Source organism: Borreliella americana, from assembly GCF_032595795.2.
GTDB lineage: Bacteria > Spirochaetota > Spirochaetia > Borreliales > Borreliaceae > Borreliella > Borreliella americana.
Window position 1 is genome coordinate 274,048 of record NZ_CP132449.1, and the last position, 14,378, is coordinate 288,425.

The following is a 14,378-nucleotide window of genomic DNA, read 5'->3' on the forward strand; positions in this document are numbered from 1 at the left end:
TATGATGATGCAAATTAATGGGATATTTTTAACTTAGGAGCAATACAAGTGTTATCACTATTTATAGTAATCTCTTCATTGACAGTTTTTATTTTAGTATTTTTATTTTTTAAAATAGCATTAAAGCTTACAATAGGTAAAACCATGGGGAAAATCAAAAAAGATGATGAGAGAACAAGAAAATTAATCGAAAGAGCAATTTCCCTATTAAAAACAAATCCAAACGAAATAAGTGCCCTTGAAATTTTAAATAATTACTACTATAAAAATAAAGACCATGAAAATGGCATAAAATATGCAAAAAAATTATGCCAATTAATAGAAGACAACCCAATAAACCAAGAAATAAACACATTTAAAGCTTTTTTAAGCTATGGATTTTATAATCTTAAAAGAAATTTTAACAGAGAAGCCTTAGAATATTTAAGAAAAGCTTTTATGATAAAAAAAACAGATGAAGATGCAAATTATTATCTTGGTATAGCATTCTTAAAAAACGAAATGTATAAAGAAGCTCTATACTATCTTAAAAAAGTCCACAATTTTAATAAAAACAATAAAGATATCCTAAAACACCTGGGAATAACTTTATTTTATCTAGAAAGCTACAGACAAGCTGTTATAATATTTAATAGTATAAAAAAAAACATACAAGGAGACATTGAAGCTCTTTTGGCATATGCTAAGTCTTTGTTAAAAATGAACCAAGACCATCTAGCACTAGAGATTGCCAATAAAATAAAACAAAAAGACGGAATGATTTATGAGGCTTTATTGATTACATCTGAGATTCATTCAAAAAATAAAGAATTAGAAAAATTAGAACAAAATATTAAAGAAATAATAAAAATAAAACCTGACTTACCTAAAAAAACTTTTCTTGAATTGTTTTATAATCTTGGAGAACTTCAAATCTCTGTTGAAAATTATCAAAAAGCTACAGAAGCTTTTACCAAAGTTGAAGAGATTGATCCAAATTATAAAAATATTAAAGAAAAATTGGAATTTAGCAAAAGGTTAAACGAAAACATAGCTCTAAGAATATATTTGCGCAGCTCAAAAGAAAATTTTGAAAAAATAGCAAATGAAATTATTTTAAAACTATATTTAAATAAATTTCAAATAAGAGATTCTAAAATAAACGAAATAACAACACAATTTATTGATATAAACTTTCACTTAGCCAACAATCAGTGGGAAGAAAATTTAATAGTGCGGTTTGTAAGAACTGAACAAGATACTTTTGGTGAATTATTCTTAAAAGATTTCATTTCAAAAATAAAAGAAAATAAAATAAAAGGACTATGCATTGCTCCATCAAAATTCTCTTTAAAGGCCAAACAAATGATTGAAGGAAGACTTATTGACCTAGTAGAAGGCAAAAAACTAACTCAAATACTTAAAAAAATTAACATATCTAAATACACATAAAAACATTATCTTAAATATTTCATAGGATTTTCAGTTTTGCCATTCTTAAAAATGGTAAAATGCAGATGGTTGCCCGTACTATAGCCAGTGCTTCCCATATAACCTATTACCGCCCCCCTTGAAACTTTTTTTCCAACCTTAACGGCAAAAGAATTTAAATGAGCATATAAAGTTTGAAATCCGTTGCTATGAGAAATAACAATATATTTCCCATACCCTCCCGCATTAAATCCCACGGTTACAACAATGCCTTCTCTTGAAGCTTTAATAGGGGTATTAGCTGAATTTGCAATATCTATCCCGTTGTGAAAACTAATAACTCGTGTAAACGGATCTGGTCGATAACCATATCCTGAAGTAATAACGCCCTGCACAGGATATATAAAAGTTTCTCCTAAAACCTCTTTTAAAAAATCTTTGGGCAATCTTCCTCCGGGAATAAACAACTTTTGCCCTAAGAATAAAACTTCATTATCAAGATTATTAGAATCTAAAATATCAACCTTAGGAACATTGTAAGCACTGGCTATAGATGAAATAGAGTCATTTTTTTTAACAACATAAACAATTCCTTTCATATTAGGAACCTTAATAATTGAATTTGGCTTAATATTTCTTACATCTTTAATTTCATTAAAAGAAATCAAGGTTTCACTGGTTATTTGATATCTAGCTGCAACATGTGAAAGCGTTTCTCCAGGCTTAATTTTATGATCAAACACCTTTAATACAAAATTTTTTTTAAATCCAGAAACATTTGCAGAAACATTAGATTCAGGCAAATAGCTACTAATTTGAGCTATATCTTGATCGCTATAATATAAAAATGTATCAATAAAATAATCTTTAGGCAAAGAAAGCCTATTCAAAAAAACATACGAACCATAATAAGAAAAAATGTTAATATAAAATGTTAATATAAAAATAAAGATTATTGCATTAAGCTTAAAAACAAACTTATAATCAAATTTTACACTAAAGATATCAAAAACTTTCTCTCTTAAGCTCTTATAATAATATTTATATTCATAATGATTAATATTTTGTATTTTAAGCTTATAGAAAAATAAAGAAACTTTTTTAAAAAAATTGATTTTTTTTTTAAAGAAGTTCTTAATCTTAAAAACTTTTTTTCTTCTTTTGCCAATATTAGAAATATTTGCAAAATCTTTTAATTCAAAATTAACACTCTTTTTGCTATTGAATAAAAAATTTTTTTTACGTTTTTCTATCCTTTGCTTTTTTTTTGGTATAATCATAACATGCCATTTCATTATACAATAGAAAATTGCATTTGAATGAAAGCGTAGTTTAAAAAGTTATGAGAATATTTAAAGCTCACAAATATGAACTAGCATCAATTTTAGCAGCTTGCTTATTTTTAATAACCTTAATAAAGTTATTCTTATCATTTTACATAGTAAAAGGCGAATCAATGACCCCAACAATATTTGAAAAAAATTGGATTGTAAATCACAAATTTGCATATGGACTTAGGCTTAAAAAGCATAAAAAATACCTTTTATTATGGAAAAACCCCAAAAAAAATGAAATGGTACTTATTAAAGATCCTATAACAAACAAAATTGCCATTAAAAAAATTTTTGCAATTCCGGGAGAAAAATTTAAACAAATAGAAAAAAATAAAATTTGCATACATGATTTAAACTTTAAAATAGATGAAAATATTTTAAAGGAAAATACTAAAAAAATTCCCAAAGACCACTATTTAGTTATAGGAGAAAACAAACAGATCTCATTAGACTCAAGAGATTATGGATTCATAAAAATTGATAATATATTGGGAAAAATAATTTATTACTTTTAAAAAAATATCTTTGCTGCTTTGAGTTTTTAATCAATAATACTTGTAAAAGTGTTTGAAAGACTTTCTTTTGCTACATTGTCAGATGAACTTGTAATTTTTATTTCAATAAAATTAGAAGAATTGGTCTCTAAATCTTTAGCATTAACACTCAAAATACCACTTTCATTTAAGGTAAAAAGTACCTCTATTTTGGGAATTCCTTTTAAAGCTTTTTGAATATTACCAAAGGAAAACCTACCTATAGAATAATTCAAAGAGGCTTTTTTATATTCACCTTGAAGTATGTGAATCTCAATTTCATCTTGATAATCATTGGTAGTCGTAAATAGTTTACTCCTAGAAATTGGTAAAGCGGTATTTCTCTCTATTAAAGTAAAAAATTTATTATCCTTTATCTCAAGTCCAAGAGAATAGGGAGTCACATCCTTAAACTTGATAACAGGGTCATTTCTAGAAAGACTAAAAGCATGAATACCTGCACCAATAGCTACAACTTCATCTTGATTTAAAGCATCTAAAATTGAAACCGAAGGAAAAGATTCCTTTAAAACTTTTTCAATCAAAGGAATCCTTGTTGAACCGCCAGAAAGTATGATTTTTGAAACACTACTAATATCAACCCCAGAATCAGCAATACATTCCATAGACAACTGAATAGTTTTGTCAATATATTCACTTATCATTGAATTAAATTCATCCCTTTTAAGCTTATAATTTAAATGCTTGCCATCAAGGAAAAGCAAAGTAATGTCGACCTCTTCCATAATAGATAAGTTTTTTTTACTCTCTTCAATTCGCTCTCTTAACTGTTCTAGAAGGAAAATATCTTCTAGATTAAAATCAGGATATTCATTTTTAAAACTATCTAAAACACGTTTTTCAATGATTTTATTAAAGTCATTACCTCCAAGTCGACTTTGCCCTTTAACCGAAAGAACAGTATAAGTGTCGTCTTGTTTTTCCATAAGAGTTACATCAAAAGTTCCACCTCCAAGATCATAAATAAGAAAAATTCCATCAATCTGTCTTTCAAAGGCATAGGCAATAGCAGCTGCGGTTGGTTCATTAAGTATGGCCTTACAATTCAAACCAGCAAAATTTGCAGCCTCAACAACACATCTTCTTTGAATCTCAGAAAAATATGCAGGGACCGTTATTACAGCATTTTCAATCTCTTCATCTAAAAATTTTTCAGCGTTCCTTTTAATACTAGAGAGCAAATGTGCTGAAATATATTCTGCTTTATAAAATTCACCATCTACTTTATAAAAATTATCAGAACCTATATTGGTCTTAAAATCATAAAATGTTTTTTGAGGATTAACTAATATTTGATTTTTAGCGGCACTTCCAACAAGAACATCCTTATCTGAGAAAGAAACAATAGAAGGGGTTATTCGCTCACCCCTTTCATTTAATATTATTTTAGAACTAACATCAAAATACGAGGCCACAGTATTTGTGGTTCCAAGATCAATACCTATCCATTTTTTCATGAATACCTCCCCTATGTATTGAAATAATCAACTCAACCTCACCTAAATCTAACTTAAACTTTTTAGCAATAGCTTCAAAAGACATACCTTGTTCATGAAGTAAAATAATCTGATTACGAACATTATAACTTTCTTTTATTATATTTTTTTCAATAGTAGGCATAGAATAATCCAAATTGCTTTTATAAATTCCATCACTTTTAGATCCAAAACTAGAAGGACTATTCCCAGGAATAGAGCTATTGTTAAACCCTAACAACCTTTGATCAAGAATTTCAATTCTCTCGTCAACCTCTTTAATGATTCTATTTAAACTTTCAATTTTTATTTCAATAATATTTATATTTCTATCCGTAGCCTGATTAATTTCAATAATTGTTTTATCTACCTCACTTTTGAACTTTCTAAGTATGCTATTAGATTTCATTTTCAAATTAATATACACATGAAAATATATAAAAATAAATATAATTAAAATAAGATAAAAAACAATAAACATATAAAAGCCTTAAAACATTTTATCTCTTAATATTAACATTTTTGCCAATTTTAGGATCTTCAAATTTATCAGAATATAAACTAAGCATTACCTTCTCTTCATTCTTATTTTTTTTAACTGGAAACGAAAGCAAATAATTATCCTCGACTTTATTAACTGAAAATACATTACTAACCTCAGAATCAGTATGACAATCTCTTAAAAATCTAAATCTAGCATTTTGATTAATTTTTAATCTTTTACGATTTTCACTTTCACTTAAAAACTGTCTAGCTTTAAAAGATCCAACAACAGATATTTTAAAAACTTCAAATGTGTCCATATACAAATCCTTATATTAAAGATCATTCACCTAGAATTAAAAGGAATATAGGTCATAACTTTAATATAATTATCATCCTCTATAAAAGTGACGTTGCTATAATCTTTTGAAAGTTCATAAAAAGCATTATTAATATAAAGTTTAACACCTGAACAAGCTATATTTTCAACAGAGACTTTACCCTCTATCTTAGTATTTTCAAGCTCATTTTGCAAATCAATTCGCTTAGCCCCTATCATTTTTATTTCCATTCTAAGAATTTTACTCTCATTAACAAATTCATTGTAACTATCAATCTTTAAAGATTTTTCTGATTTATCTGCAATAAGCACGATATTCTTTTTTAAAGCAACAATATCTTTGGTTAAAACTTCTAATCGCTTTTCAATCTTTTCAAGATGACTAGTAAACCTAGTTAGTAAATCTTTGATTTCAGGATCATAGCCAACATCAATGCAAGTTTCACAACTTCTATCAGAACCTATAGAATAAGCCCTGACCTCTTCTTTAGCACAAACATTAGAACCAACTATTTTTGATTTTTTACCAATACAAAGAACCCTTTTTTTAGAAGAAACTGAAGAATTCACAATACCTCTTAAAACTTCAACTTCCCCACCACAATTTAAAGTAACATTTTCTAAAAACTTAGCCCTAACATTACCCCGCGCATAAATTTTAGAATCGCCCTTACCATTTACACCACTATGAAAAATAATAGAACCATCCGTTTTTAAATTGCACCGCCCCACCAATCCTTTCACTTCTATTCCACTTTTAGCCATAATATTGTATCCATCTAAAACATTACCTTGCACAAGAACCATTCCATTATTTACTATATCCCCAGTAGCAGGACCAACATCACCCTTGACTAAATAAATATTATGAACAGATATTACCCCATCTGAAACAGACATATATCCATTACATTTTGCTCGAATTTTATAACCATCTCTAAAAGTATTCTCACCCAAAATAAAATTAATATCCTGACCACTTTCCGACTTTAACACTTTGCCAAAAACGGTATAACCATCTACACCTTTGCTAAAAGGAATAATTCTGGCCAACTCCTCGCCCTCAATTACATTTCTAAATCCTATGCTTGAAACCTCATACTCACCAAGCCTATTATTTTCATCAACAATAAAATCAATATAAGAATCATTGCCCTTTACTGGATCCAACCCTCTTGCAAGTTCAATAGGCTCGCCATAAACAGGATAATCCACAAATTTTGCTACTTTATCCTTAAGTATTGCAATATCTATTACTCCATATTTTCTAAGGATATTGAAAATATCTTGGGCAAAAATTTCAGCTCCATTAATTCCGGGCGCGGTAAATTCAATGGTAACTGACATTGAATTTTCTGATATTTGAACCATCATTGTAACATTTTCAGAAGGATCAGATTCAAAATCGGCAATTTTTTCATAATATCCACTAGCATTCTCAACTATACCTTTCACAATGTCTTTATTGAAATTTTCAATATTGCTATGTAATTCTAATTTAAAAAGAACATCTTGATACTTAATAGGAATTCCTTGTCCTTTTGGTGAGATAACCTTTAGAAATACACCTTTTGAAGATTTCCTTATAAAAAATTCGCCATCTGATGAAATAATTTCTTGTCCTCCTGAATCATTTTTTGAATCAAGAGACACTTTAGGCTTACTAGAAGAATTCCTATAGGCAACTATTTTCCATTTTTTCTTTCCATATCCCAATATGCCATTACTGCCCTTTAACAAAATCTCATAGTCTAATTCTTTATAAGGTACCGAAAGCTCCAAAGAAGCATCATTTAAGGCTTCTTCAAGGGTATCTGCTTCTATTTCCATCAAATCAACATGATTTTCTCTTTCCAAATAAGATCTCATCTTATCACAAAGTTTAGAAAAATTTATAACCCCATCATCCATATTTATTCCTTCTTGCTCATTAAAGTTTTAATAGCATCTGCAACAACTTTTGGATCATTGTCTTCAATAAATGATATTTTTTTATTTTTGTCACTCCGCCCACTTATGTTTTCTGTATCAAACTTATAATTTTTAATCTCTTCTATAATATCAACACTACCACCGCTACTTTGAGAATTATCATAAAAAGAATTTTTATTTTGAAAATCAAGATTCTCTTTAAAATCCTTATCACTCTTCTTATCATTTTGAAACTTATTTTCCATATCTCCAGACATTTCTGTTGAAAAAAGGTTAAATAAATATTTCTTATAGATATACTCAATTAAAAGCCCAATAATAAAAAAAAATATAAACTGTAACAAAGATCTCATTAAGACTGTAAAAAATGATAAACCACAAAGCAAGCCCAAAGCTGCTGAAATAAACAGTGCTGACACACTAGCTAATAAAATATACTTTAATTCCCTGCTTAAAAACATAATGCCTTATTCCACACCAAAAAATCTTAATATAAAACCTATAACCCCTCTTCTTTTTATGTTATCTAGAGAAACCTCTTCAAGGGTAGCAACAATAGAATCAAGACAATAACTAGCTTTACTATTTGGATTTACCAAAACAAAAGGTTTTTGCTTAAAAACAGAACTTCTAATGTTTTGATCCTCATAAATATGCCCCAAATAATCAATATTTAAATTTAAAAATTGCCCTGAAATATCTATAACCTTCTTAGCAACTCCCTTGGCCTCGCTAACATTAGCTACTCTATTAACAATAAGTCTTAAATTTTTTAAATTCTCCATCTTATAAGACAAAACCTTTATTATTCCATAAGCATCGGTAATCGAAGTAGGCTCTGGAGTTGTAACAATAACAACATCGTCACTAGAAAGCAAAAACGAAATGACTTGCCTTGAAATTCCAGCACTAGTATCTATTACAACTATATCATATTCATATATTTTTAATAATTCTTTTATAAATTTATTAACATCAACATCAGAGAGATCTAAAAGCTCCATTGTACCAGAAGCACCGGCTAAAAGATCAATATTGTACTCTGTCTTTGTTATTACCTCTCTGATATCACGACTTTGAGCAATCATATGATATATACTATACTTGGGGATAACTCCAAGCAAAATATTAACATTAGCCATTCCAATATCAGCATCAAGTATTAATACCTTTTTGCCAAGCTCAGAATATTTAAGAGCAAGTCCAATTGCAATATTACTTTTACCAACACCGCCTTTACCACTACTAACAGCGATAAATCTTGTTTTACTATTTTGAACTTTCTCATCAACCGAAAAATTAAATTTACCATTTAATCTCATCATATCTCTTAAACTTTGAGCTTGATCTTCCATTATAACTTTCCTTAATAATAAGATTTACTTTTTATCTTCTTAATAAACTCTGAATCATCGCTTATTCTGTAGCCATTTATTCTTCTAATAAAAGTAAGTGGTTCTGCAACACTGATATTATGAGGAACAATTTGCCCATCTGTAACATAAGAAACTACTTTTTTCATTTCATAAATCAAACTTATCAAATTTCCAACACAAGTGGTTTCATCCACTTTGGTAAAAATAACAGTTTTATAATTAAAAGGAGAGAATTGGTGAAATATTTCTTTGACATCTGATGTTTTTGTGGTAGAGCTGACAGCCAAATGAAATTCGGCATCTCTTCCACAAGCATTAAGAAGTTCCTTCATCTCAGCAAGCTTCATGAAATCTTTAGGACTTTTGCCAATTGTATCAACAAGTATAAGATCGAAATCCTTTGAATCAGTAATTTCATCTTTTAAATCTTTAAAAGACTCAATTGCTCTAACAGGAATCCCCATAATATCGCCATAAGTTTGAATTTGTTTTTTAGCTCCAATACGATAATTATCAATAGTAATAATTTTAATATTTAAACTCTTAGATTCTCCATTAATACCATAAATTGCTGCAAGTTTTGCAATTGTGGTAGTTTTTCCAACACCTGTTGGACCAACTAAAATAAAAACCCTTTTCTTAAGATCATCAATAATAGATCCTGAACATTTAATTGTCTTTGCAATATATAAAACAACATCCTCTCTAACCCTCTCATAATCATCAAGATCTGACAAGCTAAATTCTCTCTTAATAAACTCATTAATATCTTTAATATAATTTTCAGAAAAATCATTTTCTCTTAAAATGTCTTCAATTTTTGTAATTGTTGGATGATTAATATTTTCTTTTTTATTAGCAAGCTCTGTTTTAAGAGACTTAACTTCTTTAAGCACATCTTCAATTGAAGAATTTTCTTCTCTTTTAATACTTTGAAGAATCTTTCGCTTTTCATCTTCAACATTAATCTGCTGGCTACCAATGTCATATCTAACATAGCCTGAAACTTCAACCCAATCTTTGCTAAATAAACCCAAAATCCCTCCATGAGGAACGGTTTTATAAGTCATAACCCTAGCATTCTTACCATATTTTTTCTTAATTATTTCTATGACTTCATTATAAGTTGGACCTTTTTCTGTAAAATATTGAACCATATATTATTCTTCAACCTCTACTGTTTTAAGAACATTAACTTTAATATTTTGGGGAACCTCTAAAACAGACATCACAACAAGATCTGGAATCTCTCTACTTGTTATCACTTTTATTATGGGCCTTGACGATTCGCTTGAGAGAACAACCGGATAAAATCCTTCTGCTTGAACTTCGTTTACAATTTTGAAAAGTTCATAAATAAATTTGGTTTTTAAATTAGGATCAATTGAACTTATAAGATCGTGATTGGATTCTACACGAGAATCAATTATTATTTGCTCAAAACTGGGGTTTAAAGTTATTACATTAAGCTCAGAATTTAAATCTAAATACCCACTAGTTATTTGCCTTCCAACTGATTGCCTGCATTTTTCAATCAAGAAAAATATATCCTTAGTAATACTTGTAAAATCTGCAATTGTTTCAAAAATTGTAACCAAATTGCGAATTGAAACCTGCTCTTTTAAAAGTCCTTGTAAAACCCTTTGAATCTCTCCAACTGAAAAATTCTTGAGGACCTCTTCAACAATAGCTCCATAATCTTTTTTAAAAGCATCAAGAGTATTTTGAACATCTTGACGAGTCAAAATTTCGTAAGAATGTCTTTTAATAAGTTCTGTCATATGAGTAGCAATAATCGAAGGAGGGTCTACAACAGTATATCCTAATTTTTCAGCAGTTTCTCGACCATCATCATTTACCCAAAGAGAAGGAAGTCCAAACGAAGGATCTTTAACAAGATCTCCATCTATTCCAGAATCAATTCCAACATTTATCACCAAAAATTTACCAAGCTTAATCTCACCTCGCCCAACTTCAACTCCTCTTAGTTTAAAAGAATAAGCATTGGGTTCAAGTCGCATATTATCAACTATTCTAATCTTGGGCACAACTATTCCAAATTCAAATGCAATCTCACGCCTTATCTTAACAATGCGATCAAGCAGTTCGGAGGTTTTTGTATCATCAACTATTGGAACAAGATTATATCCAATTTCAAGAGCTAGTGGATCAAGCGGAACAACAGGAGCAACATCTTTGTCTGAATAAATTGACGCTTGCTCTTCTTCAAGTTTCATTTTTCTATCTATTTCTTCTTTTTGTTTTATTCCTGAAAGAGAATAAGCTAAAAATGCAATTGACAAACTTAAAAACATAAGAATTAGGGTTGGAAATCCAGGAAGAAAAGCTAAAAAAAATAAAAATCCAGAAACAATCCAATAAATTCCTAAATGATTTGTGAATTGCTCAAAAATCTCGCCACCAAAACTATTTTTTGAAATCGACCTAGTAACAATCAAGCCTGTAGCCGTTGAAATTAAAAGAGATGGCAATTGAGACACAAGCCCATCACCAACTGTCAAGGAAACATAATTATTAAGGGCTTGGTTAAAATTAAGACCTTGCAAAGTTATTCCCACTAACAAACCACCAAGAATATTTATAAGGGTTATTAAAAATCCAACCTTAACGTTTCCTGATACAAATTTAGAAGCTCCATCCATTGCACCATAAAAATTTACTTCTGATTGTAAATCGTTTTTTTGCCTTGTAGCCTCTTCTTCTGTTAAATTTCCAGAACTGTAGGCAGAATCAATGGCCATTTGCTTACCAGGAAGTGCATCAAGAGCAAACCGAGCTGCAACTTCAGCTACCCTTGTTGCTCCCTTGGTAATTACAATAAATTGAACAGCAATAATTATTATAAATATTATAAATCCAATAACAAGTCCTTGAATTCCAGAACTACCCACAACAAATGTTCCAAATGTTCTTATCATTTGTCCATCAAAATTTATACCTTTGGTTAAAATCAATCTAGTAGAAGAAATATTAAGAACGAGTCCAAAAATAGTCATCACAAGCAGCAATGTGGGAAAAACAGAGAAATCCAGAGATCTCTTAGAATAAAGAACAATTAAAATAATTAAAAGACTTATTACTAAATTAACAGTAATTAAAACATCCAAAATAACTGCAGGAAGGGGCAAAATAAATCCAGCAACAACAAATATCAAGCCGACCGAAATTATTAAATCAGACTTATTATTAAGTCCCAAATACCTTAATATAGAATTTTTTCTAGCATCCAACAATAGAACCTCTAATTAAACTTTTTAGTAATAGAATATACTCTCACAAGAATTTTTGAAACAATTTCCCAATATTCTCTTGGGATCTCTTCGTTAACCTTAACATTAGCATAAAGAGCCCTTGCAAGCAGCTTATTTTCCATTAAAGGAACATTATTTTCTCTTGCAATCTTTTTAATTGTGAGAGCTATTTCATCTTGACCTTTTGCAAGCACCCTTGGAGCTAACATTGTTTCACTATCCCACTTAATAGCAACTGCAAAATGTTCTGGATTTGTAATTATTACATCTGCTTGAGGAATAGCTACTCTTAAATTGGTACTTAAAATAACCCTCATTCTCTCTTTTATTCTAGATCGAAGTAAAGGATCACCTTCCATTTCCTTTCTTTCCTGCTTTACCTCTTCTTTTGTCATTTTTAAACTCTCAATGTACTGAGATCTTTGAAACAAATAATCAAAAACCCCCACAATTGCCAAAAACATTACTGAGAAAAAACATATCTTATAGGCAAGCACTAATACAATAGAAATTCCAGACTGAAGTGTATACTCCGAAAGCTTAGAAATTTTGCCTATATTGTTTTCTATAATAAAATAATATATCAAGCATATTATAACAACTTTTAACAAACTTTTAAACAAATTGAAAAAAGCCCCTGCTGAAAAAAAAGAATTTTTTGCCCATCTGGAAAAATTAAAACTAATTCTATCCCACCTTGGCTCCAAAGATTTAAAAGTAATAAAAAAGCCTACTTGAATAATATTAACAAAAAAATTAACAGCTAAGGATGCAAAAAAAAACAAAACGACATATCCCATAATAGATCTAATATATGCAAAACCCATAGCATAAATACTCATACGCATAACTTCGGGAAGCTTGATAGCCTGTTCTTTAAAAACATCTATTAAATCTAAAGCAAAATAAGAAAGCATGAAAAAAAACAATGCAAATAACAATAAAAGACTAACAGCAGTATTAATTTCAGTAGACTTTAATACCCGTCCTTCTTCTCTTGCTTTTTGCTTTTTCTGGTCAGTAGGTAATTCAGTTCTTCCTTCATCATCTGCAGAAAAAAAATCAAGGGGAATATACCAACTTTTAATCAAAAATTCATCTTTTATCATTATTTTAAAACTCTAGAAAACAATTTTATAAAACTAACAAGAGAATCTAATGCAAGTTCAATCACTCTTTTTGAAGATATTGCTAAACTTGGAAATCCAATATACAAAATTAACAACCCTAAAAATAGCGAAGTTGAAAAACTAATTATTAATAAATTAATCTGGGGAGATGACTTTGAAAGTATTCCCAATACCAGATAAAAAAGTAAAAGCAGGGACAATATTGGAAACGAAATTAATAAAGCTTTTTCAAAAAGAAATCCAAAAGACATAAGTAAAAGCTTGACAAATTCTGAATTTCTCATATTGACTAAATGTTCAACTCTAATGTTTAAAACAGAATCATGTATGCCAACCACAAAAAACCGAAGTAAAAAATCACTTGATAAGAACAAAAGCAAAAACAAATAAGCAAAAATTTGTGAAATAATCATGCTATCTTCTTCTGAAAAAACATCAAAAATATTTGCATAAGCAAGTCCAATTTGATTAGAAAAGAAAAATCCAACTAAATGAAAAACATTAAAAATTATATTAACAAAAAATGCCTGAATAAGGCCCAAAATAGCTTCTCCTAATAAAATTAACGTAAAAGAAAGCATATTGTCTAAAGGATAAATAATTTTAATCTTTTCAACAACAATTACAGAGAGAATCAAAGAAAAGAAAAAATTAAAATATCCAATTTTTATTGTTGAAAAAAATGGAGAAAATTTTAAAAACATAAAAATTCTAATCAACACAGGTAAAATTGTAAAAGATTTTAAAACCAAAAAACTTAAATTCAAAATTTCATCCCAATAATACAATTAGTCATAAATTAAACATTTTGCAATTGACTAAAAATCATATAAGTAAACTGCATAAGCTTATTCAAAATCCAAGGACCAAAAATAACAATGGTTAAAAGTATAACAATAATCTTTGGAATAAAACTTAAAGTTTGATCTTGAATTGAAGTAATAGCTTGAAAAATTGAAATCAAAAGACCAACTATAAGAGCTATAATCAACATTGGAGCTGATAAAATAATAATGTTTTCAATAGAAATTCTAATTAAATAAAGAATGTGTCCTGCAGTCATATATATAAC

General features: G+C 28.8%; 14 protein-coding genes. 2 read left to right on the top strand and 12 right to left on the bottom strand.

What is annotated here, in order from left to right; translation table 11 throughout:
- The first annotated feature begins 48 nt into the window (after positions 1-48).
- Positions 49-1,431, top strand: coding sequence for a tetratricopeptide repeat protein (locus tag QIA00_RS01295; protein WP_316257010.1), 1,383 nt, complete (start codon positions 49-51; stop codon positions 1,429-1,431).
- A gap of 5 nt (positions 1,432-1,436) precedes the next feature.
- Here the strand turns inward: QIA00_RS01295 and QIA00_RS01300 are convergent, their stop codons facing one another.
- Positions 1,437-2,690: a peptidoglycan DD-metalloendopeptidase family protein gene (locus QIA00_RS01300; RefSeq protein ID WP_316257012.1), complete on the bottom strand. Its 1,254-nt coding sequence runs from the start codon at positions 2,688-2,690 to the stop codon at positions 1,437-1,439.
- 62 nt (positions 2,691-2,752) lie between these two features.
- On the opposite strand from QIA00_RS01300, the gene lepB reads away from it, so the two are divergent.
- Positions 2,753-3,259 (top strand): signal peptidase I, encoded by a 507-nt coding sequence (gene lepB / locus QIA00_RS01305; RefSeq protein WP_316257013.1) that lies wholly within the window; start codon positions 2,753-2,755, stop codon positions 3,257-3,259.
- A 26-nt stretch (positions 3,260-3,285) separates the two neighbouring features.
- Here the strand turns inward: lepB and QIA00_RS01310 are convergent, their stop codons facing one another.
- Genes QIA00_RS01310 through fliQ form a run of 11 tightly spaced genes read right to left on the bottom strand, consistent with a single transcriptional unit; the run spans position 3,286 to position 14,369 of the window.
- On the bottom strand, positions 3,286-4,755 hold the full coding sequence (locus QIA00_RS01310; RefSeq protein WP_316257014.1) for an Hsp70 family protein: 1,470 nt from the start codon (positions 4,753-4,755) through the stop codon (positions 3,286-3,288).
- Positions 4,733-5,254, bottom strand: a complete 522-nt coding sequence (locus QIA00_RS01315) for a DUF6115 domain-containing protein (protein WP_316257015.1) — start codon at positions 5,252-5,254, stop codon at positions 4,733-4,735. Before QIA00_RS01315 ends, QIA00_RS01310 begins: the two co-directional genes overlap by 23 nt.
- A 19-nt stretch (positions 5,255-5,273) precedes the next feature.
- Positions 5,274-5,576, bottom strand: coding sequence for a hypothetical protein (locus QIA00_RS01320; RefSeq protein WP_316257016.1), 303 nt, complete (start codon positions 5,574-5,576; stop codon positions 5,274-5,276).
- Positions 5,577-5,602: 26 nt separating this feature from the next.
- Positions 5,603-7,507: a FapA family protein gene (locus QIA00_RS01325; RefSeq protein WP_316257018.1), complete on the bottom strand. Its 1,905-nt coding sequence runs from the start codon at positions 7,505-7,507 to the stop codon at positions 5,603-5,605.
- A 2-nt stretch (positions 7,508-7,509) separates the two neighbouring features.
- Positions 7,510-7,989: a hypothetical protein gene (locus QIA00_RS01330; RefSeq protein WP_316257020.1), complete on the bottom strand. Its 480-nt coding sequence runs from the start codon at positions 7,987-7,989 to the stop codon at positions 7,510-7,512.
- Positions 7,990-7,995: 6 nt separating this feature from the next.
- On the bottom strand, positions 7,996-8,883 hold the full coding sequence (locus QIA00_RS01335) for a MinD/ParA family protein (RefSeq protein WP_316257022.1): 888 nt from the start codon (positions 8,881-8,883) through the stop codon (positions 7,996-7,998).
- An 11-nt stretch (positions 8,884-8,894) separates the two neighbouring features.
- The gene (flhF, locus tag QIA00_RS01340; RefSeq protein ID WP_301427090.1) at positions 8,895-10,061 is read right to left on the bottom strand and encodes a flagellar biosynthesis GTPase FlhF; all 1,167 of its coding nucleotides are present in this window, start codon (positions 10,059-10,061) and stop codon (positions 8,895-8,897) included.
- A 3-nt stretch (positions 10,062-10,064) separates the two neighbouring features.
- The gene (gene flhA, locus QIA00_RS01345) at positions 10,065-12,158 is read right to left on the bottom strand and encodes a flagellar biosynthesis protein FlhA (protein WP_316257025.1); all 2,094 of its coding nucleotides are present in this window, start codon (positions 12,156-12,158) and stop codon (positions 10,065-10,067) included.
- 8 nt (positions 12,159-12,166) lie between these two features.
- On the bottom strand, positions 12,167-13,285 hold the full coding sequence (gene flhB / locus QIA00_RS01350) for a flagellar biosynthesis protein FlhB (protein WP_316257026.1): 1,119 nt from the start codon (positions 13,283-13,285) through the stop codon (positions 12,167-12,169).
- Positions 13,285-14,073, bottom strand: coding sequence for a flagellar biosynthetic protein FliR (fliR, locus tag QIA00_RS01355; RefSeq protein WP_301427093.1), 789 nt, complete (start codon positions 14,071-14,073; stop codon positions 13,285-13,287). The genes flhB and fliR overlap by 1 nt, the downstream gene beginning before the upstream one ends.
- Before the next feature lie 32 nt (positions 14,074-14,105).
- On the bottom strand, positions 14,106-14,369 hold the full coding sequence (fliQ, locus tag QIA00_RS01360; RefSeq protein WP_002556873.1) for a flagellar biosynthesis protein FliQ: 264 nt from the start codon (positions 14,367-14,369) through the stop codon (positions 14,106-14,108).
- Positions 14,370-14,378: the final 9 nt, after the last annotated feature.

Coding starts and splice junctions, on each gene's coding strand:
- QIA00_RS01325 (WP_316257018.1), bottom strand. CDS start 7,507: ATGGATGATGGGGTTATAAATTTTTCTAAACTTTGTGATAAGATGAGA.
- lepB (WP_316257013.1), top strand. CDS start 2,753: ATGAGAATATTTAAAGCTCACAAATATGAACTAGCATCAATTTTAGCA.
- QIA00_RS01330 (WP_316257020.1), bottom strand. CDS start 7,989: ATGTTTTTAAGCAGGGAATTAAAGTATATTTTATTAGCTAGTGTGTCA.
- flhB (WP_316257026.1), bottom strand. CDS start 13,285: ATGATAAAAGATGAATTTTTGATTAAAAGTTGGTATATTCCCCTTGAT.
- QIA00_RS01320 (WP_316257016.1), bottom strand. CDS start 5,576: ATGGACACATTTGAAGTTTTTAAAATATCTGTTGTTGGATCTTTTAAA.
- QIA00_RS01310 (WP_316257014.1), bottom strand. CDS start 4,755: ATGAAAAAATGGATAGGTATTGATCTTGGAACCACAAATACTGTGGCC.
- flhF (WP_301427090.1), bottom strand. CDS start 10,061: ATGGTTCAATATTTTACAGAAAAAGGTCCAACTTATAATGAAGTCATA.
- QIA00_RS01315 (WP_316257015.1), bottom strand. CDS start 5,254: ATGTTTATTGTTTTTTATCTTATTTTAATTATATTTATTTTTATATAT.
- QIA00_RS01335 (WP_316257022.1), bottom strand. CDS start 8,883: ATGGAAGATCAAGCTCAAAGTTTAAGAGATATGATGAGATTAAATGGT.
- QIA00_RS01300 (WP_316257012.1), bottom strand. CDS start 2,690: ATGATTATACCAAAAAAAAAGCAAAGGATAGAAAAACGTAAAAAAAAT.
- fliQ (WP_002556873.1), bottom strand. CDS start 14,369: ATGACTGCAGGACACATTCTTTATTTAATTAGAATTTCTATTGAAAAC.